Annotated in this window: 23 protein-coding genes and 1 tRNA gene; 15 read left to right on the forward strand and 9 right to left on the reverse strand. The window is 69.7% G+C overall.

Annotation, left to right across the window (positions count from 1 at the left end; all coding sequences use genetic code 11):
- Positions 1–12 precede the first annotated feature (12 nt).
- Positions 13–957 carry a MipA/OmpV family protein gene (locus tag ACLBKU_RS02570; RefSeq protein WP_410177970.1) on the reverse strand — a complete coding sequence of 315 codons (945 nt, stop codon included), beginning with the start codon at positions 955–957 and terminating at the stop codon, positions 13–15.
- Between the two features lie 138 nt (positions 958–1095).
- On the opposite strand from ACLBKU_RS02570, the gene crtY reads away from it, so the two are divergent.
- The 9 genes from crtY to ACLBKU_RS02615 all read left to right on the forward strand — a co-directional run bounded on the left by crtY (position 1096) and on the right by ACLBKU_RS02615 (position 11206).
- A complete protein-coding gene (gene crtY / locus ACLBKU_RS02575; RefSeq protein ID WP_410177971.1) occupies positions 1096–2343 on the forward strand; it encodes a lycopene beta-cyclase CrtY in 1248 nt (415 codons plus the stop codon).
- Positions 2340–3914: a phytoene desaturase gene (locus tag ACLBKU_RS02580; protein ID WP_410177972.1), complete on the forward strand. Its 1575-nt coding sequence runs from the start codon at positions 2340–2342 to the stop codon at positions 3912–3914. The genes crtY and ACLBKU_RS02580 overlap by 4 nt, the downstream gene beginning before the upstream one ends.
- Positions 3914–4327: a hypothetical protein gene (locus tag ACLBKU_RS02585; protein WP_410177973.1), complete on the forward strand. Its 414-nt coding sequence runs from the start codon at positions 3914–3916 to the stop codon at positions 4325–4327. The genes ACLBKU_RS02580 and ACLBKU_RS02585 overlap by 1 nt, the downstream gene beginning before the upstream one ends.
- Positions 4324–4905 (forward strand): TIGR00730 family Rossman fold protein, encoded by a 582-nt coding sequence (locus ACLBKU_RS02590; RefSeq protein ID WP_410177974.1) that lies wholly within the window; start codon positions 4324–4326, stop codon positions 4903–4905. Before ACLBKU_RS02585 ends, ACLBKU_RS02590 begins: the two co-directional genes overlap by 4 nt.
- A 9-nt stretch (positions 4906–4914) precedes the next feature.
- Entirely contained in the window at positions 4915–5889 is a 975-nt protein-coding gene (locus ACLBKU_RS02595; protein ID WP_410177975.1) for a phytoene/squalene synthase family protein, read from the forward strand.
- A gap of 116 nt (positions 5890–6005) precedes the next feature.
- On the forward strand, positions 6006–6509 hold the full coding sequence (locus ACLBKU_RS02600; RefSeq protein ID WP_410177976.1) for a hypothetical protein: 504 nt from the start codon (positions 6006–6008) through the stop codon (positions 6507–6509).
- On the forward strand, positions 6506–8437 hold the full coding sequence (locus ACLBKU_RS02605) for an acetyl/propionyl/methylcrotonyl-CoA carboxylase subunit alpha (protein ID WP_410177977.1): 1932 nt from the start codon (positions 6506–6508) through the stop codon (positions 8435–8437). Before ACLBKU_RS02600 ends, ACLBKU_RS02605 begins: the two co-directional genes overlap by 4 nt.
- A 253-nt stretch (positions 8438–8690) precedes the next feature.
- A complete protein-coding gene (locus ACLBKU_RS02610) occupies positions 8691–9653 on the forward strand; it encodes an NAD-dependent epimerase/dehydratase family protein (RefSeq protein ID WP_410177978.1) in 963 nt (320 codons plus the stop codon).
- The gene (locus tag ACLBKU_RS02615) at positions 9653–11206 is read left to right on the forward strand and encodes an acyl-CoA carboxylase subunit beta (protein WP_410177979.1); all 1554 of its coding nucleotides are present in this window, start codon (positions 9653–9655) and stop codon (positions 11204–11206) included. The genes ACLBKU_RS02610 and ACLBKU_RS02615 overlap by 1 nt, the downstream gene beginning before the upstream one ends.
- A gap of 96 nt (positions 11207–11302) precedes the next feature.
- Here ACLBKU_RS02615 and ACLBKU_RS02620 read toward each other — a convergent pair whose 3' ends face one another.
- On the reverse strand, positions 11303–12559 hold the full coding sequence (locus ACLBKU_RS02620; protein ID WP_410177980.1) for an MFS transporter: 1257 nt from the start codon (positions 12557–12559) through the stop codon (positions 11303–11305).
- A 127-nt stretch (positions 12560–12686) separates the two neighbouring features.
- Between ACLBKU_RS02620 and dinB the strand changes: the two genes are divergently transcribed.
- A complete protein-coding gene (gene dinB / locus ACLBKU_RS02625; protein ID WP_410177981.1) occupies positions 12687–13829 on the forward strand; it encodes a DNA polymerase IV in 1143 nt (380 codons plus the stop codon).
- A gap of 39 nt (positions 13830–13868) precedes the next feature.
- Here dinB and ACLBKU_RS02630 read toward each other — a convergent pair whose 3' ends face one another.
- The 6 genes from ACLBKU_RS02630 to ACLBKU_RS02655 form a co-directional block, all read right to left on the reverse strand.
- Positions 13869–14342, reverse strand: a complete 474-nt coding sequence (locus tag ACLBKU_RS02630; RefSeq protein WP_410177982.1) for an NUDIX hydrolase — start codon at positions 14340–14342, stop codon at positions 13869–13871.
- 4 nt (positions 14343–14346) lie between these two features.
- Positions 14347–14967 carry a 6-phosphogluconolactonase gene (locus tag ACLBKU_RS02635; protein WP_410177983.1) on the reverse strand — a complete coding sequence of 207 codons (621 nt, stop codon included), beginning with the start codon at positions 14965–14967 and terminating at the stop codon, positions 14347–14349.
- A 57-nt stretch (positions 14968–15024) separates the two neighbouring features.
- Positions 15025–15504 carry a Dps family protein gene (locus ACLBKU_RS02640; protein WP_410177984.1) on the reverse strand — a complete coding sequence of 160 codons (480 nt, stop codon included), beginning with the start codon at positions 15502–15504 and terminating at the stop codon, positions 15025–15027.
- 126 nt (positions 15505–15630) lie between these two features.
- The gene (locus ACLBKU_RS02645) at positions 15631–16194 is read right to left on the reverse strand and encodes a hypothetical protein (protein ID WP_410177985.1); all 564 of its coding nucleotides are present in this window, start codon (positions 16192–16194) and stop codon (positions 15631–15633) included.
- Between the two features lie 13 nt (positions 16195–16207).
- Positions 16208–17563 carry an alkaline phosphatase PhoX gene (locus tag ACLBKU_RS02650; RefSeq protein WP_410177986.1) on the reverse strand — a complete coding sequence of 452 codons (1356 nt, stop codon included), beginning with the start codon at positions 17561–17563 and terminating at the stop codon, positions 16208–16210.
- 10 nt (positions 17564–17573) lie between these two features.
- Positions 17574–18611, reverse strand: a complete 1038-nt coding sequence (locus tag ACLBKU_RS02655; RefSeq protein ID WP_410177987.1) for a phytase — start codon at positions 18609–18611, stop codon at positions 17574–17576.
- Between the two features lie 157 nt (positions 18612–18768).
- Here ACLBKU_RS02655 and ACLBKU_RS02660 point away from each other — a divergent pair, with 157 nt between their 5' ends.
- The 5 genes from ACLBKU_RS02660 to ACLBKU_RS02680 all read left to right on the forward strand — a co-directional run bounded on the left by ACLBKU_RS02660 (position 18769) and on the right by ACLBKU_RS02680 (position 24949).
- Positions 18769–19563, forward strand: coding sequence for an SDR family oxidoreductase (locus ACLBKU_RS02660; RefSeq protein ID WP_410177988.1), 795 nt, complete (start codon positions 18769–18771; stop codon positions 19561–19563).
- An 11-nt stretch (positions 19564–19574) separates the two neighbouring features.
- Positions 19575–20645, forward strand: coding sequence for an NAD(P)-dependent alcohol dehydrogenase (locus ACLBKU_RS02665; RefSeq protein ID WP_410178985.1), 1071 nt, complete (start codon positions 19575–19577; stop codon positions 20643–20645).
- 209 nt (positions 20646–20854) lie between these two features.
- Positions 20855–21838, forward strand: a complete 984-nt coding sequence (locus tag ACLBKU_RS02670) for a TorF family putative porin (RefSeq protein ID WP_410177989.1) — start codon at positions 20855–20857, stop codon at positions 21836–21838.
- Positions 21839–21962: 124 nt separating this feature from the next.
- Positions 21963–24236, forward strand: coding sequence for a penicillin acylase family protein (locus tag ACLBKU_RS02675; protein WP_410177990.1), 2274 nt, complete (start codon positions 21963–21965; stop codon positions 24234–24236).
- Positions 24233–24949 (forward strand): haloacid dehalogenase type II, encoded by a 717-nt coding sequence (locus tag ACLBKU_RS02680; protein ID WP_410177991.1) that lies wholly within the window; start codon positions 24233–24235, stop codon positions 24947–24949. Before ACLBKU_RS02675 ends, ACLBKU_RS02680 begins: the two co-directional genes overlap by 4 nt.
- A gap of 107 nt (positions 24950–25056) precedes the next feature.
- Here the strand turns inward: ACLBKU_RS02680 and ACLBKU_RS02685 are convergent.
- A tRNA-Gly gene (locus ACLBKU_RS02685) sits at positions 25057–25130 on the reverse strand.
- Positions 25131–25147 lie beyond the last annotated feature (17 nt).

Here is a 25147-nt window from a genome sequence, read left to right on the forward strand (position 1 = left end):
AGGCGCTTCCCCTCAGAAGGTGAAGGCGACCCCCGCGCCGAGGATGAACTGGTTCGGATCGCCGCGCAGCCGGGTGTAGGGGGTGCGCGCGCTGTCGCCGATCATCCGGCCCGCGCCCGCCACGCCGGTGAGGCTCCACCCGCCGTTGAGCGGATTGCGGTCGAGGTCGTAGGCGAGCGTCGCGGTGGTGCCGATGCGGTTCAATCCCCCGTCGGCGCGGAACTGCGGCAGGCCGGTCGCGGTCGCCTGCGCGGGGGTGACGGTGAAGTAGTAATCCGCAAAGCTCTCGTCGACGAACTCGGCGCTGACCTGCGCCTGCAAGGTGAAGGCCTTGCCGAGCAGCGCGCGGTAGCCGACCTGCGGCTCGACCACCCAGCCGCCATGCGCGCCGAGCACGTCGCGGCGCGCCTGCGCGCCGAGGGTCAGCTGGTCGAACTTGCGGAACACGCCGGGAAAGATCACCGCGACATTGCCGCCGAGCTCGAGCGCCGCGTCGAGCTTGCCGGCGCGGGCGACGACCGTGTCGGTGATGCGGTTCGCGCGGTCGTTGCGGAAGCGCAGCACCGGCCCGGCGGCAAGGCGCGGCTTCGTGCGCGGCGCGAGGGTCGGCCTGGGCGAGAACAGGTCGAGCGAGAAGCCCGGCCCGTTGGGGCTGATCCCCACCCCGCCGACGCGCCCGGCGATCAGCGGCAGCGGGAAGGCGATGTAGTCGTTCGAGCCCGCATAGCTCGGCACCAGTCCTGCGCCGAGGCCGAGCGTCGCCCAGGTCTCGTCGAACACCGGCTTGGCGAAGGCGAAGGGCGGCGCCGCCGGGGGCGCGGGCGGCGGAGCGGGTTGCTCCGCGGCGGTGCTGTCCTCGGCGGCTGCATCCTCCCCGGCGGCGAGCGCGGGGGCGGCAGCGAAGGCGGCAAGGCAGGCGGCGAGCGCGAGGGGCGCAATAACGGGGCGGGTGCTCACGGGGGTGCGATCCTTGGGAGAGGGTGGGACGATGGCGCGAACGCGCCCGGCTCTCTAATGTTTCCACGTGATGTTGCAACATCGCAAAAGCCCCTCGCGATTGCCCAATGCGAGGGTCTGCCCTAGGGCACTTCGCGCATGGTCGATTCCCCGCACAGCCCCGCCGCGTCCGAGACGGCCCCGCATGACGTCGTCATCGTCGGCGGGGGGCTCGCGGGCGGGCTGATCGCGCTCGCGCTGCACCGCCAGGTGCCGGAGTGCCGCTTCGTGCTGATCGAGGCCGGGCGGACGCTCGGCGGCCACCACCGCTGGAGCTGGTTCGAGACCGACATCCGTCCCTCGGCGCGCGAGCTGACGCGCGGCTTTCGCCTCAACGGCTGGGACGAGGGCTACGACATCGCCTTCCCGGCGCTCCAGCGCACCCTGCCGACCGCCTACCGGTCGCTCGCCAGCGCCGAGTTCCACCGCGCGCTCGCCGCGCAGCTGCCCGCGGACCGCGTGATGCTCGAGACGAAAGCCGCACACCTCGACGCCGCCGGCGTGACCCTCGCGGACGGCACGCGGATCGCCGCCAAGCGCGTGATCGACGCCCGCGCCTTCAAGCCCTCGACGGCGCTCGCCGGGGGCTGGCAGGTGTTCCTCGGCCAGCATTTCCGGTGCGACAGGCCCCACGGCCTCACCCGCCCCGTCATCATGGACGCGATGGTCGACCAGGTCGCCCCGCACGGCAACGGCGCCGCCTACCGCTTCGTCTATGTCCTGCCGCTGTCCGAGGACGAGGTGTTCATCGAGGACACCTACTATGCCGACCAGCCGAAGATGGACGCCGCGGTGCTCAAGGGCCGGGTCGCCGCCTATGCCAAGGCGCATGGCTGGGCGGGCGAGGTGATCGACCAGGAGGCGGGGATCCTTCCCGTCATCTCGGGCGGGGACTTCGACGCGGCGCTCTCGGAGGTCGCGATCCCGGGGGTCGCGCTGGCGGGCGCGCGCGGGGGCTTCTCGCATCCGCTGACGAGCTACACCCTGCCATTCGCGGTCGACAACGCGCTCGCCATCGCCGGGCTCATCGCGCGGCGGCCGCAAGTCTCGGGCGCGGAGCTCGCCGCCTTCTGCAAGCGCCGCGCGAAGCGCCACTGGCGCGCCACCGCCTATTACCGGATGCTCAGCCGGATGCTCTTCGAGGCGGCGGAACCGGGCCGGCGGGTGGTGGTGTTCGAGCATTTCTATGCATTGAAGGGCGGGCTGGTGGAGCGCTTCTACGCGGGCCGCTCGACCTGGCCCGACCGGTTGCGCATCCTCACGGGCAAGCCGCCCGTAGCTATCCCGCGCGCCATCCGCGCGCTGTTCTCTTCAGGCAAGCCCCTCAACACGGAGACCCCGGCATGAACGCCGATGCGAAGCTCAACCTCACGCCCGGCAAAGGCGTGAACCCGGCGCTGGCCGCACGCTACGAAGGCCGCACCGCCTGCGTGATCGGATCGGGCTTCGGCGGCCTCGCGCTTGCCATCCGCCTGCAATCCGCCGGCATCGCCACCACGGTGATCGAGAGCCGCGACAAGCCCGGCGGGCGCGCCTATTTCTGGGAGAAGCCCACCGAAGACGGCGTCTTCACCTTCGACGCCGGCCCGACCGTGATCACCGACCCGCCGTGCCTCGAGGAGCTCTGGCAACTCACCGGCCACGACATCGCCGAGGATGTCGAGCTGATGAAGGTCATGCCCTTCTACCGTCTCAACTGGCCCGACGGCACCAACTTCGACTATTCGAACGACGAAGCGAGCCTCAACGCCGAGATCGCCAAGCTCAACCCCGCCGATGTCGCGGGCTATGCGCGCTTCCTCGAATATTCCGAGCGGGTCTATCGCGAGGGCTACCTGAAGCTCGGCACCAAGCCGTTCCTCGACTTCAAGTCGATGCTGAAGGCCGCGCCTGCGCTCATCAAGGAGCAGGCGTGGCGGAGCGTCTACGGGATGGTCGCGAGCTACGTCGAGAACGAGAAACTGCGCGAGGCCTTGAGCTTCCACACGCTGCTGGTCGGCGGCAACCCGATGAACACCTCGTCGATCTACGCGCTGATCCACAAGCTCGAGAAGGACGGCGGCGTGTGGTGGGCGCGCGGCGGCACCAACCGGCTGATCGCGGGGATGGTGCGGCATTTCGAGCGGCTGGGCGGGACGATCCGCATCGGCGACCCGGTGGTGCAGGTGCACACCCTGGGCACCCGCGCGACCGAGGTCGAGACCAAGAGCGGCTTGCGCCAGCGTTTCGACGCGGTCGCCTCGAACGCCGACATCATGCACTCCTACAAGGACCTGCTGTCGGGCTCCGAGCGCGGGCGGCAGATGGCGAAGAGCCTCAATCGCAAGAGCTTCTCGCCGTCGCTCTTCGTGGTGCATTTCGGGCTGGAAGGCACCTGGCCCGGTATCCCGCACCACATGATCCTGTTCGCCAAGCGCTACAAAGGGCTGCTCGACGACATCTACAAGAACGGCGTCGTCCCCGAGGACTTCGCGATCTACCTCCACCACCCGACCGTCACCGACCCCTCGATGGCGCCCGCGGGAAAGAGCACCTTCTATGCGCTCGTGCCGGTCAGCCACATGGGCAAGATGCCGCTCGACTGGGACGAGGTCGCCCCGCGGCTCGAGAAAATGATCCTCGACGAGCTGGAGCGCCGCCTGATCCCCGATATCCATTCGCGGATCGTCACCAAGTTCAGCTACGCCCCCAAGGACTTCAAGGCCGACCTCAACGCCCACATGGGCAGCGCCTTCAGCCTCGAGCCGGTGCTGTGGCAGAGCGCCTGGCTGCGCGGCCACAACCGCGACGACGTGATCGAGAACTACTACCTCGTCGGCGCCGGCACCCACCCGGGCGCGGGCATCCCGGGCGTGGTGGGGAGCGCGAAGGCGACCGCGGGCCTGATGCTGGAGGATCTGGCGAGGGTGGGTGTGTGATGATGGGATGGCTGTTTCTGCTCGCTGCTGCCGCAACCGACTTCGGCGCATCGCCGCTTGTTCAGGCCGGTCATGCGCACCGCTGGGCGATCGCCCAGGAAGATGACGGGCTCACCGGCTGGATCGACGAGGCGTGGCGCGCGGAAACCGTGATCGACGGGGTCCGCTACGTCCAGGTGCTCATCCGCACCGAGGTCAATCAGGGCGACCAGATCGTCGCCGACACGATAGCCGCGGTCGACTGCAAAACCCGGCAGATCGGGATGCAGAAGGTCCGCATTATCCAATCGGTCAACGGCAGCTTCGATGTGCCGGTCGCAAAGCTCGAAATGGAAGATGCCAACCCCGAGCAGGACCCGGGCGATGGCAAGATCCTCGATCTGGCCTGCGGAACGGGATCCTGGCGCAAATGAAACGCCTCGCAGTCTATTGCGGTTCTGCCTCGCCGGAGGACCCGCGTTATGTGCAGCTCGCCTATGAGGTCGGCGCCGAGCTTGCGGCGCGCGGGATCGGGCTCGTCTATGGCGGAGGCAGGCTCGGCCTGATGGGTGCGGTCGCGCGCGGAGCGAAGGAAGCGGGCGGCCACGTCATCGGGATCATCCCCGAGGCGCTCGTCAAGGCCGAGGTCGCCAACCACGATTGCGACGAGCTCGTCACCGTCAGCGGGATGCACGAGCGCAAGCAGCGCTTCACCGACCTTTCCGACGGCTTCGTCACCATCCCGGGCGGCGTGGGCACGCAGGACGAGCTGTGGGAGGCGATCAGCTGGTCGCAATTGGGCTACCACTGCAAGCCCGTCGGCCTGCTCAATGCCTTTGGCTTCTACGACCACCTTATCGCCTTCAACGCCAAGATGGCCGAGGTCGGCTTCGTGCGGCCCCAGCACCAGAACATCCTGATCGCGGCGGAGACCATCGGCGACCTCCTCGCGAAGATGGCCGCCTACGAGCCCCACACCCCGATTTTCCGCATGAAGGCCGAGGAGCTCTAGGCGCTCGCGATGGCGGTCGATGCAGCCACCCGCGCCGCGCTGGTCGAGCACGCGCGCCTGTCGATCAAGCGCGGCTCGCAGAGCTTCTCGGCGGCCGCGCGGCTGTTCGACAAGGAAACCCGCGAGCGGGCCTGGCTGCTCTATGCCTGGTGCCGCCGCGCCGACGACATCGCCGACAATCAGGACATGGGCGGCGAGCTCGGCGACCAGTCGGACCTTGCCGAGCGGCTCGCCCACATCCGTCGCCTCACCGCCCTCGCCTTCGAAGGCCAGCCGACCGGAGACCCGGCCTTCGACGCGCTGGGCGTGGTCGCCGCCGAAGTTGGCCTCACCCCGCAGATGGCCGAGGACGTGATCGCCGGATTCCAGCTCGACGCCGAGGACTGGCGCCCGCGCACCGAGGCCGACATGCTGCGCTACTGCTACCATGTGGCGGGCGCGGTGGGCGTGATGATGGCGGTGGTGATGGGCGTCTCTTCCGACGACCGGGAGACGCTCGACCGGGCGAACGATCTCGGGCTCGCCTTCCAGCTCTCGAACATCGCGCGCGATATCGTCGAGGACGATGCGGCGGGGCGCTGCTACCTCCCCATCGAATGGCTGGTCGAACAGGACATCGAGCCCGGCCAGCACACCAAGCCGCACCACCGCAAGGAACTCGCCGAGATGGCCGCGCGGCTGGTCGCGCTCGTGGAGAAGCACGAGGCGGCGGCCCGCGTGGGCGCGGCGAAGCTCCCCTTCCGCAGCCGCTGGGCGGTGCTCTCGGCGGCGCGCATCTACGGCGCGATCGGCCGCAAGGTCCGCGCGCGCGGGGCGGAGGCTTGGAACTCGCGCACCTACGTCCCGAGAAGCGAAAAGGCGCTCTACGGCGTGCGCGCGCTCCTCTCGGCCGTGCTCAACCGCGAGAAGATGCCGGCGGGCGGGATTCATTGGGGCATCGCCGACTACCGGCCCACCTCACCCGCAACGCCTCCCCGAGCTTGACCCGGTGCCCCGCTGCTTCGGCGGTCGAAGGCGAAGCGGGGTCCCGGCGCGGTGACCGGGAAGGCGCGGTGGCGAAGCGGTTTCCTTTGCAACCAAGCCGGGCTAACCAGCCTCGCATGAAAGCCCTCATCGCCACAGCTGCCGCGCTCTTCGCCGCCGCGCCGCTCGCCGCCGCCGAACCCTCGCCCTCGCCCTCGCCGGAACAGAGCGAGGTCATCGCCGCGGTCGAGGCCTTCTTCGATGCGCTGGAGAGCCCGGACAAGACCGCGCTCGCCACCACGATGGACCCCGCCGGCACGATCTACATCCACGACCGGATGGATCCGTCAGCGCCGGAGATCACCGTCGTGCCGGTGGCGAAGCACCTCGAGAACTGGGCCAAGTCGCCCCCCGGCCTGTGGGAGCGGATGGTCTATCGAACCGTGCTGGTCGACGGCGACATGGCGCAGGTCTGGGGCCCCTACCGGTTCGTGGCGGGCGGCCGGACCACGCATTGCGGGATCGATTCGCTGAGCCTCGTCCGGCGCGCCGAGGGCTGGAAGGTCGCCAACACCAGCTTCTCGATGGTCCCGCCCGCCGACTGCGCCAAGCTCGGCGCGCCGGAGGAGCCCGCGCGATGATCGCCAAGCTCCTGATCGCCAACCGCGGCGAGATCGCCTGCCGGATCATGCGCACCGCCCGCGCGATGGGGATCGCGACCGTCGCGGTCTATTCCGACGCCGATGCCAAGGCGCTGCATGTGCGGCAGTCCGACGAGGCGGTGCATATCGGCCCCTCGCCCGCGGCCGAGAGCTATCTCGTGGGTGCGAAGATCATCGCGGCGGCGCAAGCGACCGGCGCGGATGCGATCCATCCGGGCTACGGCTTCCTCAGCGAGAACGCCGACTTCGCACAGGCCGTGATCGACGCGGGGCTCACCTGGGTCGGACCCAAGCCTTCGAGCATCCGGGCGATGGGCCTCAAGGACGCGGCCAAGCAGTTGATGCGGTCTGCGGGCGTGCCGGTGACGCCGGGCTACGACGGGTTGGACCAGTCGGTCGAGCGGCTCACCGCGGAGGCCGAAGCGATCGGCTACCCCGTCCTCATCAAGGCGGTCGCGGGCGGCGGCGGCAAGGGGATGCGCAAGGTCGATGCCTCCGCCGATTTCGCCGCCGCGCTGGAGAGCTGCCGCCGCGAGGCCAAGGCGTCCTTCGGCAACACGCAAGTGCTGCTCGAGAAGTGGATCACCTCGCCCCGCCATATCGAGGTGCAGGTGTTCGGCGATGCCCACGGCAACGTCGTCCACCTGTTCGAGCGCGACTGCTCCTTGCAGCGCCGCCACCAGAAGGTGATCGAGGAGGCCCCCGCCCCCGGCATGGACGCGGAGACCCGCGAGGCGATCTGCGCCGCCGCCGTGCGCGCCGCCAAGGCGGTCGATTACGAGGGCGCAGGCACGATCGAATTCATCGCCGATGCCTCAGAGGGCCTGCGCGCGGATCGCATCTTCTTCATGGAGATGAACACCCGGCTTCAGGTCGAACACCCCGTCACCGAGGAGATCACCGGGGTCGATCTGGTCGAATGGCAGCTGCGCGTGGCGAGCGGTGAGCCCATCCCGCTCAAGCAGGAAGACCTCGCGATCAACGGCCACGCCATCGAGGCGCGGCTCTATGCGGAAGACCCGGCGAAGGGGTTTTTGCCGAGCACGGGCAAGATTGAACTGATGCTCTTGGGCGACGGCTATTACGATGAGTCCGATCATCGGATAGATCGCGGTGTCGAACCAAAAGACACGGTTCAACCATTCTACGACCCCATGATCGCAAAAGTGATTGCGTGGGGCGAAGACCGTGAAGAAGCCATCTCCAGACTCTCCGGGACTGTCTCAAGAATTCTCGTCTGGCCGGTCAAGACCAACGCGCCGTTCATCGTGCGTGCGCTCGATCACGAGGCGTTTCGAAAGGCCGACGTGACCACAGGCTTCATCGAGCATCATACCGATGCGTTGGTGCCGGCCGATCAGCCGAGCCAAGACTTCATGCGCCAGGCCACACGCAAACTGCTGCTGGAACCTGCAATCGATGCAACCGAAGGCGCGACAAAGCCGATTCAGCTTTGGAGCATTCCTTACGGATTTCGTCTGAATGCCGACGAGAAGATTGCGGTTGCTGTTCGGGCCAATGGGGCGCGGCAGGAACTGGAACTGGAAATTCAGCCCCGCGCCGATGAAAACTGGTTCGAGCTCCTGCATGTGCAGGATCGAGTCATCGGCGTGGATGCCGGACAAACATGGTGCATCACACGCGATCGCCACGACGGCACCGGCCAAGCCTCCGCCGCCGATGGTGCCATCATTGCGCCGATGCCGGGCAAGGTCATCGCGGTCGATGTCGCCGAGGGGCAGGCGGTCACCGCCGGGCAGCGGCTCATGGTGCTCGAGGCGATGAAGATGGAACACGCCCTCACCGCGCCCTTCGATGGGGTGGTAGAGGGGCTGGCCGTCAGCGCGGGCGGGCAGGTGCAGGTTGAGGCAATGCTCTGCCGGGTGGTGCCTGCCACCTCCGAATAATCCGTCACCCCAGCGGTTGCGAAGCACAACCGAAGGTTGAACGCTGGGGCCTAGGGCGACAAGCGCTGCCCTACGAGGCCCGAGGTCCCAGCTTTCGCTGGGATGACGAATGGGGTGGATACTCCCACTTCGTTCGCCCTTAGCTTGTCGAAGGCCCCCACTTTCCTCTGGCGTGCGCGCCGCAAAGAAGTGCAGGACTGTGGCAAGCCCGGCCCGAGCGGATTCGGGACCGGGCATCGGGGAGAGCGAACGCATGATCATTTTCGTGACCGGCGCATCGGGCTTCGTCGGCGGGGCGGCCGCGCGCCATCTCGTTGCCAGGGGCCACACGGTGCGCGCCATGTCGCGCTCGGAGAAGTCCGACGCCGCGATCCGCGCCGCGGGGGCCGAGCCGGTGCGCTGCGATCTCGAGACCGTCACCGCCGCCGACCTCGCGGGATGCGACGCGGTGATTCACGCGGCCGCCCATGTCGAGGCATGGGGACCGCCCGATGCGTGGTACCGCTTCAACGTGCTCGGCACCGAGCGGATGCTCGCCGCGGCACGGGCGGCGGGGGCGTCGCGCTTCATCCACATCGGCACCGAGGCGGCGATCGTCTACGGCCAGCACATCCGCGGTGCGGACGAGACCTACCCGCTCGCGCCCAATTCGCCCTACCCCTATTGCGCGACCAAGGCGCAGGCCGAGATGGCGGTGCGCGCCGCCGACGCGCCGGGGTTCGCGACCATCGTCCTGCGCCCGCGCTTCATCTGGGGGCCCGGCGACACGACGCTGCTGCCGACCGTCGAGGCGATGGCGAAGGCCGGGAACTGGACCTGGATCGACGGCGGCAAGGCGGTGACATCGACCACCCACATCGCCAACCTGGTCCACGCCATCGAACTCGCGCTGACCGGCGGCACCCCGGGCGAGGCCTATTTCATCCTCGATGACGGCGAAGTGACGATGAAGGACATCGTCACCGGCATGGCGGCCTCGAAAGGGCTGAGCCTGCCCAACAAGTCGCTCCCGGGCTGGCTCGCTGCGCTGGCGGGCGCGGCGTGCGAATCGATCTGGCGCAACTTTCGGCTCAAGGGCGATCCCCCGCTCACCCGCCATGCGGCGATGGTGATGCGCTGCGACTGCACCCTCGTCGGCGACAAGGCGCGCAGCGGGCTGGGCTACGCGCCGGTGATAACGCGCGAGGAGGGGCTCGCCGCACTGGGTGCCGGCTGATGACCTGGACCAAGGAACTCGAGGAACTGCGCCGCCGCGAAGCCCTCGCCGAACAGATGGGCGGCGCGGACAAGGTGGCGCGGCAGCATGGCCGGGGCAAGATGGACGCCCGCGCGCGGCTTGCGGCGCTGGTGGACGAAGGCTCCTTCCGCGAGATCGGCAAGATCGCGGGCAGCGCGAAGTATGACGCCGATGGCGACCTCGCCAGCGTCACCCCCGCCCCATTCCTGTTCGGCAAGGCGCTGATCAACGGCCGGCCTGTTGTGGCCACCGCCGACGACTTCACCATCCGCGGCGGCGCGGCGGACGCTGGCATCAGCCGCAAGATGGTGCAGGCCGAGATGATGGCGCATCAGCTCAAGATGCCGATCATCCGCATGATCGACGGGACGGGCGGCGGCGGGTCGGTCAAGACATTGGAGCAGATCGGGGCGACCTACATTCCCGCCGTGCCCGGCTGGGGCGATGTGGTGACGAACCTCGACACCGTGCCGGTGGTGGCGCTGGCGCTCGGGCCGACGGCGGGGCTCGGCGCGGCGCGGACCGTCGCCAGCCACTATTCGATCATGGTCAAGGGCCTCTCGCAGATCTTCGCGGCGGGGCCTGCCGTGGTCGACGGGCTGGGCGAGGCCTACAAGGGCGGCGCGGCCAGTCACGAGGAGGCCAAGGAGGCGCTCGGCGGGAGCGCGATCCACACCCGCAACGGGGTGGTCGACGACGAGGTGGCGAGCGAGGCCGAGGCCTTCGCCCGCGCGCGGCACTTCCTCTCCTTCATGCCGGAATACGTGGGCCAGCACGCGGGCCGCATCGCAACCGGCGACCCCGCCGACCGGCGCGAGGAGGCGTTGCTTGCTCTCGTCCCGCGCGAGGAGAAGCAGGTCTATTCGATGCGCCGCTGCCTCGACATGGTCTTCGATCACGGCACCGTCTTCGAGATCGGCAAGCATTGGGGCCGCGCCGCGATCACCGCATTGGCGCGATTGGATGGCTGGCCGGTGTTCGTCATCGCCAGCGATCCCAGCTATCTCGGCGGCTCGTGGGAGGCCAAGACCAGCGAGAAGGTCGAGCGCTTCGTGCGTCTCGCCGACCAGTTCCGTCTCCCCATAGTCCACCTCGTCGACAACCCCGGCTTCATGATCGGGCGCGAGGCGGAAGTTGCGGGGACGATCCGCTACGGGGTCAATGCGATGAACGCGATCTACCGCGCGACGGTGCCGCTGGCGAGCGTGGTCCTGCGGCGCGCCTACGGGATCGCCGGGAGCGCGATGAGCAATGCGGAAGCGTTCCAATACCGCTATTGCTGGCCGAGCGGCGACTGGGGCTCGCTCCCGATCGCCGGGGGGCTGGAGGTCGCCTACAAGTCGGAGCTCGAAGCCGCGGAGGACCCCGAGGCGCTGCTCGAGGAAATCCGCGCGCGCCTCGCCAAGGTCACCTCGCCGTTCCGCTCGGCCGAGCGCTTCAACGTCGAGGACATCATCGACCCGCGCGACACGCGGCCGCTGCTGTGCGAGTTCGCCGAGCTGGCGTGGAGAAGGCTGGGGGCCGACGCCTAGAAGGGCCCACCCCTGGCCCCTCCCGCAAGCGGGAGGGGAACTCGTCGGCGCTGATCCTGCCCTCCCGCCTGCGGGAGGGGCCGGGGGTGGGCCTGCTTACCCCTCCATCTCCGCATCTGACGGCCCGAACAGCTTGCCCTGCTCGCTCCACAGCACCAGCACGAGGCAGGCCAGCCCGCTCGCCAGCAGCGCCAGCGCGAGGGGCCGGGCGGTGCCGTCATAGGCATAGCCGATCACGCTGCCGAGCAGCGCCCCGGTGGTCATGCGCGCGAAGCCGTGGGCCGAGCTCGCCGCGCCGGCGATCGCGAAGAAGGGGTTCATCGCGATCGCGCCGAAATTGCTGCCGATGAAGCCCAGGAGCGCCATGTTGATCGCCATCAGCGGGACGAAGTGCCACAGCCGCTCCTCCGGGCTGAAGGCGAACATCACCTGCGCCGCGCTGACCGCGATGAAGGCGAACAGCGCCGCGTGGCTCACCCGGCGCGCGCCGAAGCGCTCGACGATCCGCGCGTTCGACCAGCTGGCGAGCGCCATTGATCCGGCGCAGATGCCGAACACCAGCGGGAAGATGTCGCCCGCGCCGAAGGTCTCGGCGATGAGCTGCTGCGAGGAGTTGATGAAGCCGAACAGCGCGCCGAACACCAGCGCCGAGCCGATCACGTAGCCCGCGACGCTCGGCAGGGTCAGCGCGCGGCCCATGTTGGCAGCGATGGTGCGCGGGACGATCGGCTGGCGGTTCGCCTCGGTCAGGCTCTCGGGCAGGCGCAGCCACACCCAGCTGCCCATCACCACCCCGAGCACCGCCATCACGCCGAAGATCGCGCGCCAGCTGCCGAGCTGGAGGATGCCCTCGCCGATGCTCGGGGCGACTGCGGGGACCATCAGGAAGATCACGAAGATCAGGCTCATCATGCGCGCCATCTTGTCGCCGCCCACCCGGTCGCGGATGATCGCCGGGGGAAGCGCGACGATGCCCGCGGCGAAGAAGCCCTGCGCGGCGCGCACCGCGATCAGCGCATCGTAGCTCGGCGCCAGCGCGGAGAGGACCGAGAGCACGATGTAGACCGCGACCGCGCCGAGCAGGATCGGGCGCCGCCCGAAGCGGTCGGCGAGCGCGCCGGGGACCAGCGAGCCGATGCCGCCGGTCAGCAGGTAGACGCCGATCACGAACTGCCGGTCGTTCCCAGCCACCGCGAGGTCGGCCGCCAGCGCGTCGAGCGCAGGCAGAATCGCGTCGATCCCGAAGGCGTTCAGCGCCATCAGCATCGCCATCATCCACATCAGCTCGCGCTCGCCCAGCGCCTTGCGGGCGGGCGGTGCGGAGGCAGGAGCAGGGACGAGCGAAGTGGCCATCGCCGGGCCCTTGCCCATCGCTTCGCCGGATGACCAGTGTTCTTTTCGCATCTGCACAAAATGGCAGGTGTGGTGATTGGTTCCAGCAACAGTTCCTTCGGGCGATGCAAGCTTCTATTTGCAAGGCATGACCGCAGCGGCTCCGTCAGGCGAAGGGGACAGCGCGCGCCCGGACGAGCCCGTTAGCGAGCTCGGCCTGCGCAAGATCATCCATGTCGACATGGACGCCTTCTTCGCGAGCGTCGAGCAGCGCGACAACCCGGAGCTGCGCGGCAAGCCGGTCGCGGTCGGCGGCGCGGGCGGGCGCGGGGTGGTGGCGGCGGCGAGCTACGAGGCGCGGAAGTTCGGCGTCAGGAGCGCCATGCCCTCGGTCACCGCCAGGCGCCTGTGCCCCGAGCTCGTCTTCGTGCGCGCGCGCTTCGATGCCTACAAGGAGGCGAGCCGCCAGATCCGCCGGGTGTTCGAGCACTACACGCCCGTCATCGAGCCCCTGAGCCTCGACGAGGCCTATCTCGACGTCACCGAGGACCGTCTCGGGATCGGCAGCGCGACCCGCATCGCCGAGCTGATCCGCCAGGAGATCCGCGCCAAGACCCGGCTGACCGCGAGCGCCGGGGTCAGCTACAACAAGTTCCTCGCCAAGCTCGCGAGCGACCAGAACAAGCCCGACGGGTTGTGCGTCATCCGCCCCGGCGAGGGCGCGGGCTTCGTCGCCGGGCTGCCGGTGCGACGCTTCCACGGCGTCGGCCCGCGCGCGGAGGCGAAGATGCAGGCGCTCGGCATCGCCACCGGCGCCGACCTCGCGGCCAGGGACATCGCCTTCCTGCGGCAGCATTTCGGCAGCATGGGCGACTACCTGTTCCGCGCCGCGCGGGGCATCGACCTGAGGCCCGTGCGCGCGCACCGCATCCGGAAATCGGTCGGCGGCGAGCGCACCTTCTCCGAGGACATCGGCAGCGGCGCGGCCCTTCGCGAGACGCTGGAGAACATCGTCGACATCGTCTGGGAGCGGATCGAGGCCGCCGAGGCGCGGGGGCGGACGGTGACCTTGAAGCTCAAGTTCACCGACTTCCGGATCATCACCCGCGCGACCTCGCTCGACCGCCATGTCAGCGGCAAGGCCGAGTTCGCGAGCCTCGCCCGCGGGTTGCTCGAGGCGGAGCTGCCGCTGCCGAAGCCGATCCGGCTGATGGGGCTGACCCTCTCGGCGCTCGAGGGTGCGGAGGAGGACAAGCCGGCGGAGGATGCGGCGCAGCTCAGGCTGCTTTAGGTCCCTCCCCGTTCCGAAGGAATGGGGAGGGACTGGGGGCTACTCGACCCCCCGCCCCTTCCATGCCGCGATCCGCGTTCGCGTGGTGCGGCCGAGCGGCTCGGGGAGCGAGTGCGAGGGGAAGAAGCGCGCCTCGACGACCTCGCGGCCGTCGGGGCGGGGCTGGCGGTCGCAGACGCCGGCGAAGACGTGGGCGGTGTGCGGCGAGCCGGAGATCTCCTCCTCGAGCACCGCCACGGTCTCGAGCCGGGCGAGCTCGATCCCCAGTTCCTCGCGCACCTCGCGGCGGGCGGCCTCGGCGGGGTCCTCGCCCGCCTTGAGCGCGCCGCCGGGCAGGGCCCAGACCGCGGGGCCGTAGGAGTGCTTGAGCAGCAGCACGTCGCCGCCGATGTTGGTGACGACGACGCTCACCCCGGCCAGCGGCACCTTGCGCCAGCTGCGCCAGCGGTGCCGGATCCGGTGCGCGAGCGGCATCAGCGCGCGGTGGAGCGGGGCGGGGAGCAGGTTCGCCATTGGCTCAGGCGAAGACGGTGACCGGGATGCCGCGCACCCGCGCCGCGTCGAGCAGGCGGGCGACGGGGAGGTCACTCTCCCCGCGCGCGGCAGCCTCGAAGACGGCGCGCTTCTCCGCGCCGCGGATCACGAACATCAGCTCGCGGGTGGCGAGCAGGCTCGGGATCGTCAGCGTGATGCGGTCGAAGGGGGCGTGCGGCGGCAGGGGATCGGGGGTGAGGCGGCGTATCGGCTGGGAATCGTCCACCTGCGGGTCGGTGTTGGGGAACAGCGAGGCGATGTGCCCGTCCTCGCCCATGCCGAGCCAGACGAGGTCGAAATGCGGCACCGCCAGCCCCTCCGCGAGCGCCACCACCTCAGCGCCGAGCGGCTCGAGCAGCGCGCGGATCTTGCCGGTGTTCGAGGCCTCGTGATCCTCGGGCACGATCCGGTCGTCGTTGGGCCACACCGCGAGGCGCGAGGCATCGAGGCCGCGCTCTGCCAGTTCCTGGAGAATGGGAAAGGGGGTCGATCCGCCCGGCACCGAGATGGCCGCGGCCCGGCCCTCGGCGCCGCGCAGCCGTTCCTCGAGCCAGTCGGCGATGTCCGCCGCGTCGGCGTCTTCAATGATCGTGATCCCGCTCATGCGGGCTTCAATAGCAAACGGGCCGCCCCCGGCAACAGGGAGCGGCCCGCTTCAAGATCAGGCGTCGACGTGGCGCTCGTTGAGGAACGAGCTCAGCATCCACACCCGCTCCTCGGCCTCGTCGGTCCAGTCGTCGATCAGGCTGTCGGTGGCGTTGTCGCCCGCTTCGTCGGCCAGCTCCTTGAGCTTCCTGAGGCGCGCGATCACCTTCACGTTGTCGTCGCGCAGTTCCTCGATCATCGCCTCGGCCTTCAATGCGGTGCTGTCCTGGTCCGCGATCTGCGTGTACCTGCTGACCGAGCCCGCCGAGGTCAGCGTGTCGCCGCCCTGTTTGCGCACGCGCTCGCCGATGATGTCGATCTGCGCCTGGATCTGGTCGGCCTGCTCGTCGAACAGCAGGTGCAGGTCGCGGAAATGGCGGCCGATGACGTGCCAGTGGAAGTTCTTGGTCTTGATGTAGAGCGCGAAGTGATCGGCGAGGAGGCCGTTCAGTTCCTCGATCAGGGCGGTCTTCGAATTGTCGTTGGCGGTGGCCATCGGGATCTCCTTGGGTGAGGGTGTCGCCCGCGACCATGTCGCGGTGGCATCGATGCTCACTCAAATGGGAGGGTAACCGGGGTTATTCCCGCGGGAATTGTCGGCCAGTGTGAACGCCCGATGCGATCAGACCGGAGCGAAGCGCGCGTCGAGGCCGATGAACAGCGCCGCGACGAGCATTAGCGCGGCGAGGCACAGCCGGACGCCCCGCAGCGGCCAGCGGGCGAGCGTATCCGCACCCATCGACCAGCCGAGCGTCACCGCCCCCGCCCCGCCGAGCGCGCCGCCGAGGCCGGTCGCCACCGGGGCGAGGCTCCAGCAGGCGAGCGCGACGACCGCGAAGCGCGCGCCGTCGCCGATCTGGCGCGAGAGGAGGACGAGGAACAGGGCGGGCAGCGAGCGGGTCGGCTCCCTGAGCGGCGCCGTCCGCACCGGCCAGGCCAGCTCGACCGCAGCCATGCCGAGCGCAAAGGCGACCAGCATCTGGCGCGCCCGTCCGGGGAGGAGCGCGGCGAACTCGGCGCCGACGATCGCCATCGCCGCGGCGCTCACGACGGCGGCGCACAGTGCAGCGGCGAGCGGAGCGATGCTGCGGCCCGAGGCGTCCGCAAGCTGGGCGACGAGCCGCTGGTCGCGCCCGCCGCTCGCCAGCGCGAGGACGAGCAGGAAGGCGAGCAGGAAGCCGTCCACCTGCCGCCAGGCGTCAGGCCGTCCAGGGACCGGTGATCGCCAGCGTCGCGGTCGGCCCGTAGACGTTGACGAACAGCCACTTGCCGTCGGGCGAGAAGCACCCGCCGGCAAGCTCGGTCTGGGCCTTGAGGAGCGCGAGCGTGTAAGCCCGCCCGTCCGGCGTGATGCCGCGGATGTGGTTCTCCTGGACCGCGGTGTACTGGTCCTCGCAGACGATCAGGTGGCCGTTCGGCGCGACGGTGAGGTTGTCGCCGTAGTTGAACTGCGCGGTGCTCTCGCTCTCGAAGAACAGCTCGACCATGTCGGGCTTGCCCGCGAGGCCGGGGGTGAGCTTGAGGATCTGGCCGAGCTGCTTCGCCCCGCCGCTGGTCGAGCAGACGAACACCGCGTTCTCGCCCATGTGGATCCCCTCGCCGCGCGCGACCAGCGCCGCGCCCTTGGCGGCGGCGCGCTGGCGCAGGTCGTCCTTCGGGGCCTCGACCTCATCGCAATCGACCCAGCTGACCCGGTAGGGCCTGCCGACGGGCATTGCGGCTGTGTCCCAGTTGCGGGTGTCGGCGAGGCCCTCGATCACCATCGCCTGCAGGCGCCCGCCCTCGGCAAGGCGGCCCGGCACCCTGGGGACGAAGCGGTAGAGCACCGAATCGTCGCGGTCCTCGGTCTGGTAGACGATGCCGGTGGCGGGATCGACGCAGGCGGCCTCGTGGTTGAAGCGGCCGAGCGCCTTGAGGGGCACCGCATCGACCAGCCCCGGCGCGCTCGCGGGGACCTCGAAGACCCAGCCGTGGTCCTGCTCCAGCCCCTCGCCGCGCGGCTGGCCGGGGCCGGTCGGCGCCTCCTCGCAGGTCAGCCAGCTGCCCCAGGGCGTGATCCCGCCCGAGCAGTTGCGGATCGTGCCGCCGAGGCTGCGGAACTGGCGCTTCACTGCGAGGCTCTCGGCATCGAGCACGAGCGTGGTGGTGCCGCCGGGGACGAATACGCCGTCCTTCCTCCCGTAGCCCTTGGCGATGCTCCCGCCTGCGTCGTGCTGCGGCTGAAGCTCGTGGTTGCGCACCAGCGCGATCTCGCCATTGCCGAGGTCGAAGCAGCCCATCCCGTCGGCCCGGTCGGGCACGGTGCCGCCGTCGTCCATCCGGTCCCCGAGCCGCGAGAGGACGCGGTAGGAGAAGCCCTCAGGCAGGTCGAGGAAGCCCGCCGGGTCGGGGACCAGCGCGCCGTAGCCCGAAAAGCCGCTCGCCTTGACCGGCGCGCGGGCGAGGCTCTCGCTCCCTGCGCCGCTCATGCACCCGCTCGCGGCGAGCCCGGCGAAGGCGGTGGCGGTGGCGCCGAGGAAGCGGCGGCGGTCGGGGGCGATGCGGGGCAGGGTCATGGCCGCGCCGTTACTTCCGCTCGCCGAGCGCGGCAAGGACGTCCTGCCAGCGCACGAACTTGAAATTCTGCGCCTTGGGCGCGTTCATCCCGTCCTGCGCCGCGAACAGCCCGCCCGCGAAATCGGGACCGAAATCGCGGTTGTCGAGCTCGATCCCGTCGGTCTCCTCGACGCTGCCGAAGGTGCCGGCGGCGATGCGGAAGCGGCCCACCGGGGTCATGTCGGGCAGGCGGAACACGGCATAGGCATTGTCGCCTTGCGAGGAGGCGACGAGATAGCCCCCGTCCGTCCCCTCAGGCGCGATCGCGAGGCCCTCGACGTCGGCGACGAGCACCTTGTTGTCGACGCTCGCCACCTTGCGCTTGGCGCCGGAGGTCATGTCGATCGCCCAGATGCCGAAGTCCTCCTCGCCGATGTAGAGCGTGCCGGTGCGCGGGTCGGCGATGCAGCCCTCGACCTGGGTCGGGACCTGCGCGAGCACCGTTGTGGTGCCGGTGAAGCGCCCGCCCGCCTCGGTGATGATCGTCTTGTAGATCGTCCCCGCCTTGGGCGCGCTGAAGGCGACGATGCCGCCGGCGCCGGCGGGGTTGACCATGCAGATGCCGTAGCCCTCGCCCGGGCCGACGAGGATCTTGCCCGCGGGCGCGAGCCTTCCGGTCGCGGTGTCGAGCGTCGCCAGGAACAGCTGCACGTTGGCAAGGTCGCTGCGGTCGCTGGCCACCACCAGCACGCGGCCGTCCGGCAGCTCGATGAGGTCGACATTGTTCAGACCGGGCGCGGCAAGGAAGCTCTTCTGCGCGCCCGTCAGGTCATAGACATAGAGCCCGCCCTTCTTGTCGGTGCCGACGACGAGGCTCGCCGCCGGGTTCGCGGGATTGCGCCAGAAGGCCGGGTCGTCGGCGGCATCCTCGCGCGCGGTTCCGACCGGCGGGGTCTCGGCGATAGCGGTGACGGTCACGGCCGGATCGCCGGTGATCGGCGGCGTGGTAGCGCAGGCGGCGGTCAGCGCGAGCGCGGCGAGCACGAGGCCGCGGGAGGGTCGAATCATGAGCAAGGAGCCCCCTTGTTTGAGTTGCGGCCGGTTAGGCACGGCGCATGACAGAAAGGCGACAGCCAGCCTGCGGTTTTCCGCCAATTCGACAGCTAGCAAGCCGCGCGCGATGCGCCTAGCCTGCCGCCAAAAGCGAACAGGGAGAGCAATTCGCATGAAACTCGAAAGCGGCATGGCGGCGGTGGTCACCGGCGGGGCGAGCGGGCTCGGCAAGGCGAGCGCGGCGGCCTTCGCGGCCGCGGGCATGAAGGTCGCGATCTTCGACATCAACGGCGAGGCGGGCGAGGCCCACGCGCGCGACATCGGCGGGACCTTCCACCACGTCGACATCATGGACGAGGCCTCCGTCGAGGCAGGCTTCGCCGCCGCCCGCGCCGCGCACGGGCAGGAGCGCGTGACGCTCCACTGCGCGATGGCCTCCCGCCGCGGCAAGACGCTGGGATGGGACAAGGAGGCGGGGGCCTACAAGCGCCTCTCCACCGAGGACTACGCCTTCGGCGCCGAGGGCATCCTCGTCGCGAGTTACCGCGTCGCGTCGATCTCGGCGCTGGGGATGGCCAACGCCGAGCCGGTGAACGAGGACGGCGAACGCGGCTGCATCATCCTCACCGCCAGCGTCGCCGCGCAGGACGGGCAGATCGGGCAGGTGATCTACGGCAGCTGCAAGGCCGGGGTGAACGGTCTCGTCCTGCCGATGGCGCGCGACCTCATGGACCTCGGCATCCGGGTGAATTCGGTGATGCCGGGGATCTTCGCCACCCCGCTGATGCTCGGGATGAAGGACCGCAATCCGCCGATGTGGGCGCAGCTCAATGCCAGCGTCCCCTTCCCCAAGCGCCTCGGCGAGCCCGAGGAATTCGCCAGCCTCGTGCTCGAGATCGCGCGCAACAGCTACATCAACGGCCACCAGTTCCGGCTCGACGGCGCGATCCGGATGCCGCCGAAGTAAGGAGCAGAATGATGGCCACCGCAACCAACGAATACCCCACCAAGGCCTATGGTGCGACCGCGCCCGACTCCGGCGTCGGCCCGATGCAGATCACCCGGCGCGGCCTTCGCGACGACGACGTGCTGATCGAGATCACACACTGCGGCATCTGCCACTCCGACCTCCACTCGGCGCGCAACGACTGGGGGTTCACCACCTACCCGATCGTCCCCGGCCACGAGATCGTCGGCATCGTCAGCGCCGTCGGGACAAGCGTCACGCGCCACAAGGTCGGCGACCGGGTGGCGATCGGCTGCATGGTCGATTCCTGCATGGAGTGCCGCCATTGCGAGGCCGATCTCGAGCAATATTGCCTCAATGGCGGCAACACCGGGACCTACAACGGCAAGGACCGCCGCGACGGCTCGCTCACCTTCGGCGGCTATTCGGAGCGGATCGTGGCGCGCGAGGAATTCGTGCTCAAGGTGCCCGAAGGCATGCCTAGCCCCGAGGCCGCGCCGCTGCTGTGCGCAGGCATCACCTCCTACTCGCCGCTGCGTACCTGGAAGGTGGGACCGGGAAGCAAGGTCGCGGTCGCGGGACTCGGCGGCCTCGGGCACATGGGCGTCAAGCTCGCCGCGGCGATGGGCGCCGAGGTGACCGTGCTCAGCCGCTCGGAAAGCAAGCGCGCCGATGCCGAGGCGCTGGGGGCTCACGCCTTCCTGAACACCACAGACAAGGAGGCGATGCGAGGCAAGCGCGGCTACTTCGACCTCGTGCTCAACACGATTCCCGTGCGTCACGACGTCACCCCCTATCTCCACCTCCTGCGCATCGACGGAGTGCAGGTGCTGGTCGGGATGATCGACATGCTGCCCGAACTCCACACCGGGGTGCTGCTGGGGCGCAAGGTGCTCACCGGCAGCGGGATCGGCGGGCTCGCCGAGACGCAGGAGATGCTCGATTTCTGCGCCGAGAAGGGCATCCTCCCCGATATCGAGGTGATCGCGATGCAGGACATCGAGGCCGCCTACGCGCGGATGGAGGCGAGCGACGTCAAGTACCGCTTCGTGATCGACATGGAGAGCCTGCGCCGCTCCTGACCGCGTCAAGATGACACAAATGCGTGTGGTGCAATTTGGCAACGCAATAAATGGAACGAGCACCTCCCTTCGCGCAAAAGATTTGTGCGGCGCGGCAAAGTGTGTCAGGGCCATGACGGACGTGACGGGAACCCGATTCTTCGGATAGAACATCCCGCGCGCCGCAGACGCAGGTGGAACGATCCAAACCTCTTCATGGAGCGTTCCTTATGACTATCCGTTTCGCCCCGGCCATCTCGGCTGCCGCACTCGCCTGCTGCCTCGCCTCGCCCGCCTTCGCCGCCGAGACCGACGCCGCCACCGCCGCCGGCCCGGTCGACGATACGGCGATCGCCGCACCCGCCACCGCTGACGAAACCGCCGCGGCTCCCGCGAACGTGACGCGCGCCGCGCTGACGCCGGCGATCGCGCCGGTCGACCTCAAGACCGCCACCGGGCAGGAAGAAGAAACCCCTGCGATCACCGTCTCGGGCTCGGCCAGCCTTGTCTCCGACTACCGTTTCCGCGGTGTCTCGCAGAGCGACGAGGGCATGGCGGTGCAGGGCGGCTTCACCATCTCGCACTCGAGCGGCTTCTACGTCGGCACCTGGGGTTCGAACCTCGCCGGCTGGGGCACCTTCGGCGGCGCCAACATGGAGCTCGACCTCATCGCCGGCTTCAAGCTACCGGTCGGCGAGGGCACGCTCGACACCGGCCTCACCTGGTACATGTACCCGAACGGCGCCTCGGAGACCGACTTTGCCGAGCTTTACGCCAAGCTCTCGGGCACCGTCGGCCCGATCGGCCTGACCGCCACGGTCGCCTACGCGCCCAAGCAGGAAGCGCTCGGCAACTGGGACCCCGTCGGCCCCACGGTCGATCCGGGCGACAAGGAGGACAACCTCTATCTCGCCGGCGACGCGACCTATGCGATCGAAGGCGCGCCGGTCACGCTCAAGGCCCACATCGGTTACTCGGACGGCAACCCCGGCCTCGGCCCGAACGGCACCAGCGTCGCGCCGACCGGCACCTACTTCGACTGGTCGCTGGGCGTCGACGTCGTGCCGATCGAGCACCTGACGCTGTCGGCCGCCTATGTCGATACCGACATCTCGGAAGCCGAGGCGAACCTCCTTCGCCCGAACTTCGCCACGCTTGCCGGGGATTCGATCTCGGATGCGACCGTGGTGTTCTCGGTGACCGCCTCGTTCTGAGGCCCTGACCGGCACAAGCGAAAGGGCGCTCCGCCACGCGGCGGAGCGCCCTTTTCATTTGTCCCGCGCGCTCCTAGACCTGAGCCCAAGCGCCCGCGAAGGGGCGCATCGGAGAGGGAAGACCATGCGCATTCCGGCACGCGCCGCGGCCATCGCCGCGCTCGCGCTCGCATCCACGACGGGGACCCTGGCCGCCCCGCGCTTCGCGGCGAGCATCACCCGCACCACTTTCGGCATCCCGCACATCGCCGCGAAGGACTGGCGCGGCGTCGGCTACGGGGTCGCCTATGCCTATGCCGAGGACAACCTGTGCATGCTCGCCGAGGAATTCGCCACGGTGGCGGGCGAGCGCTCGCGGTTCTGGGGGCCAGAGGGCACCGCGACGCTCGGCTTCGACACGGTCGACAACCTCTCCTCCGACGTCTTCTTCCGCGCGATGATCGACGTCGCCGCGCTGCGCGCGGGCGCCGCGCAGCAGACCCCGCGGATGCAGCAGCTCGTCGAGGGCTATGTCGCGGGCTACAACCGCTTCCTCAAGGACGCAGGGCCTGAGGGCATCCCCGCCGCGTGCCGCGGCAAGCCCTGGGTGCGCGCGATCACCGCCGACGACCTGCTGCGCCTCAACGAGAAGCAGATGCTGCTCGCAAGCTCGCTCAATCTCGCGGCCCCCATCGCCAACGCCGCGCCCCCGGGCAGCCCGGCGCCCAAGGTGGCAATGGACCTCCCCGACACGCAGGAGCTCGGCGTCGGCAGCAACGGCTGGGCCTTCGGCGGCGAGACCACCGCCAACGGGCGGGGCATGGTGATCGGCAACCCGCACTTCCCGTGGAAGGGTCCGGCCCGCTTCTGGCAGCTCCACGTCACCGGCCCCGAGGGCTACGACGTCATGGGCGTCGGCATCGCCGGCACGCCGATCCCGACGCTCGGCTTCAACAAGGACGTCGCCTGGACCCACACCGTCACCGAGGCGCGGCACTTCACCCTGTTCCAGCTCGCGCTCGATCCCGCCGACCCGACCCGCTACATGGTCGACGGCGAGAGCGAGGCGATGACCCCGGTCACCGTCACCGTCCCGATGCCCGAGGGCGAGGCGCCGGTGACCCGCACGCTCTACACCACCCGCTTCGGCCCGGTCTTCGTGGTGCCGGCGCGCGGCATCACCTGGAGCGCGCAGAGCGCCTTCACCCTCAAGGATGCCAACCGCGGCAACCAGCGCGGGATCGAGGCCTGGATCCGCATCGGCGCGGCGAAGAACGTCGGCGAGATCAAGGCCGCCGTCAGCGAGACGCTCGGCATACCCTGGGTCAACACCATCGCCGCCGACCGCTTCGGCGACGCGCTCCATGCCGACGTCACCGCGGTGCCCAATGTCTCGGCCGAGAAGGCGAAGACCTGCGCCACCCCGATTGCGGGGCTGTTCGCCGAGTTCGCCGTGCTGCTCGACGGTTCGAGGTCCGCCTGCGACTGGGACGTCGCCCCCGGCACCCCCGCCCCCGGCCTGATGCCGGCGAGCGACCAGGCCGCGACCGTGACGAAGAGCTGGCTCACCAATTCGAACGACAGCTACTGGATCAGCAACCCCGCCTTCCCCCACCCGCGCCTCTCGCCGGTGCTCGGCAAGTGGGGCCAGGCGCTGTCCCTGCGCACCCGCTCGAACTTCCTCGAGACCCCGGCGGCGCTCGCGGGCGGCAAGCTCGACCATCCGCGGGCCGAGGCGCTGGCCTTCGCCAACAGGAGCCTCGCCGCCGACATGGCGACGGGGCCGATCCTCGCGCTGTGCGCTGCCGGGGAGGCGAAGACGGACGCGGTGACGCGCGGATGCACCGCGCTCGCCGGATGGGACCGCCGCTTCGAGACCACCAGCCGCGGCGCGGCGCTGTTCCGCGCCTTCTGGCCGAGGGTCGCGCGCCTGCCTGGCCTGTGGGCGGTGCCCTTCGACGCCGCCGACCCGGTGAACACCCCGCGGACCCTCGCCGTGGACAAGCTGGGCGACAAGCTCCTCCTCGCGCTCGGCGAGGCGGTGGGCGAGCTCGACACGGCCGGCATCGCGCTCGACGCGCCGTGGGGCGAGGTGCAGCGCTTCATGGCGGGCAACGCGGCGATCCCCGTCCACGGCGGCCCGGGCGGCGCCGGGGTGCTCAACGTGATGGAATCGACCCCCGCCCCCGCCGGCCTCGCCCCGCGCCACGGGACGAGCTACATCCAGGCGGTCGGCTTCGACGCGAAGGGCCCGGTCGCCGACGCGATCCTCAGCTACTCGCAATCGACCGACCCGGCCTCGCCGCACTACGCCGACCAGACCCGCGAATATGCCGCCAAGCGCTGGAACCGTCTGCCGTTCCACCCGAAGGACGTAAAGGCCGCCGCGATCGCCAAGACGAAGCGGATCGCGGAATGACGCTGCCGCGGGCGCTCGCCTTCGACGTGTTCGGCACGGTCGTCGACTGGCGCACCAGCATCGCGCGCGAATCCGCAGGCTTCCTCGCCGAGGTGGGGCTGGCGAACCGCGACCCCGCCGCCTTCGCCGACGCGTGGCGGGCGCAGTATATCGCGGCGATGGTGGGTTTCCGCAGATCGGGCCGGGACTTCGTGCCGCTCGACGTGCTCCACCGCGAGATGCTCGAGACCGCGCTTCGCGACTGGGGCGTCGACCCGGCGGGGTGCGACGAGGCCCTGCTCGCCGAGTGGACCCGCGCCTGGCACCGCCTCGACCCCTGGCCCGACGCGGTGGAGGGCCTCGCGCGGCTGAAGGCGCGCTTTCCCGTCGTCACCCTGTCGAACGGCAATGTCGCGCTCATCTTGAACATGGCGAGGGCCGCGGGGTTGGCGTGGGACGCGATCCTCGGCGCGGAGGTGAGCAGGGTCTACAAGCCCGACCCGCGCGCCTACCGGCGCACCGCCGAGCTGCTCCAGATCGAGGCCAGCGAGCTGTGCCTCGTCGCCGCCCACCACGGCGACCTCGCCGGCGCGCGGGCGGCGGGGCTGATGTGCGCCTATGTCGACCGCCCCGACGAATACGGCGGCGCCCCCGCCCCCGACGCGCATCACGAACAGGCCTGGGAATGGCGCGCGACGAGCTTCCTCGACCTCGCCGATCAGCTGGGCTGTTGAAGGAGACGCGCAGGGCGTGGAGCGGGCGGAAGCGGAGCGCGCAGCGCGGAGCTGGCCGAGCGCAGCGAGGTCGACGGAACCGGAACCCGCGTAACGACCGCAGGGCGTGGAGCGGGTGAAGGGAATCGAACCCTCGTCGTAAGCTTGGGAAGCTTCTGCTCTACCATTGAGCTACACCCGCATCGCAATGAAAAGGCT

The organism is Erythrobacter sp. NE805, assembly GCF_046452355.1.
Taxonomy (GTDB): Bacteria; Pseudomonadota; Alphaproteobacteria; order Sphingomonadales; family Sphingomonadaceae; genus Erythrobacter.

Excerpts from the sequence above, each read along its gene's own strand:
- ACLBKU_RS02670 (WP_410177989.1), top strand. The coding sequence starts at position 20,855 with ATGACTATCCGTTTCGCCCCGGCCATCTCGGCTGCCGCACTCGCCTGC.
- ACLBKU_RS02650 (WP_410177986.1), bottom strand. The coding sequence starts at position 17,563 with ATGACCCTGCCCCGCATCGCCCCCGACCGCCGCCGCTTCCTCGGCGCC.
- ACLBKU_RS02675 (WP_410177990.1), top strand. The coding sequence starts at position 21,963 with ATGCGCATTCCGGCACGCGCCGCGGCCATCGCCGCGCTCGCGCTCGCA.
- ACLBKU_RS02600 (WP_410177976.1), top strand. The coding sequence starts at position 6,006 with ATGAAAGCCCTCATCGCCACAGCTGCCGCGCTCTTCGCCGCCGCGCCG.
- dinB (WP_410177981.1), top strand. The coding sequence starts at position 12,687 with ATGACCGCAGCGGCTCCGTCAGGCGAAGGGGACAGCGCGCGCCCGGAC.
- ACLBKU_RS02610 (WP_410177978.1), top strand. The coding sequence starts at position 8,691 with ATGATCATTTTCGTGACCGGCGCATCGGGCTTCGTCGGCGGGGCGGCC.
- ACLBKU_RS02680 (WP_410177991.1), top strand. The coding sequence starts at position 24,233 with ATGACGCTGCCGCGGGCGCTCGCCTTCGACGTGTTCGGCACGGTCGTC.
- ACLBKU_RS02620 (WP_410177980.1), bottom strand. The coding sequence starts at position 12,559 with ATGGCCACTTCGCTCGTCCCTGCTCCTGCCTCCGCACCGCCCGCCCGC.
- ACLBKU_RS02585 (WP_410177973.1), top strand. The coding sequence starts at position 3,914 with ATGATGGGATGGCTGTTTCTGCTCGCTGCTGCCGCAACCGACTTCGGC.
- ACLBKU_RS02630 (WP_410177982.1), bottom strand. The coding sequence starts at position 14,342 with ATGGCGAACCTGCTCCCCGCCCCGCTCCACCGCGCGCTGATGCCGCTC.
- ACLBKU_RS02580 (WP_410177972.1), top strand. The coding sequence starts at position 2,340 with ATGAACGCCGATGCGAAGCTCAACCTCACGCCCGGCAAAGGCGTGAAC.
- ACLBKU_RS02595 (WP_410177975.1), top strand. The coding sequence starts at position 4,915 with ATGGCGGTCGATGCAGCCACCCGCGCCGCGCTGGTCGAGCACGCGCGC.
- crtY (WP_410177971.1), top strand. The coding sequence starts at position 1,096 with ATGGTCGATTCCCCGCACAGCCCCGCCGCGTCCGAGACGGCCCCGCAT.
- ACLBKU_RS02655 (WP_410177987.1), bottom strand. The coding sequence starts at position 18,611 with ATGATTCGACCCTCCCGCGGCCTCGTGCTCGCCGCGCTCGCGCTGACC.
- ACLBKU_RS02635 (WP_410177983.1), bottom strand. The coding sequence starts at position 14,967 with ATGAGCGGGATCACGATCATTGAAGACGCCGACGCGGCGGACATCGCC.
- ACLBKU_RS02665 (WP_410178985.1), top strand. The coding sequence starts at position 19,575 with ATGGCCACCGCAACCAACGAATACCCCACCAAGGCCTATGGTGCGACC.
- ACLBKU_RS02640 (WP_410177984.1), bottom strand. The coding sequence starts at position 15,504 with ATGGCCACCGCCAACGACAATTCGAAGACCGCCCTGATCGAGGAACTG.
- ACLBKU_RS02660 (WP_410177988.1), top strand. The coding sequence starts at position 18,769 with ATGAAACTCGAAAGCGGCATGGCGGCGGTGGTCACCGGCGGGGCGAGC.
- ACLBKU_RS02615 (WP_410177979.1), top strand. The coding sequence starts at position 9,653 with ATGACCTGGACCAAGGAACTCGAGGAACTGCGCCGCCGCGAAGCCCTC.
- ACLBKU_RS02605 (WP_410177977.1), top strand. The coding sequence starts at position 6,506 with ATGATCGCCAAGCTCCTGATCGCCAACCGCGGCGAGATCGCCTGCCGG.
- ACLBKU_RS02590 (WP_410177974.1), top strand. The coding sequence starts at position 4,324 with ATGAAACGCCTCGCAGTCTATTGCGGTTCTGCCTCGCCGGAGGACCCG.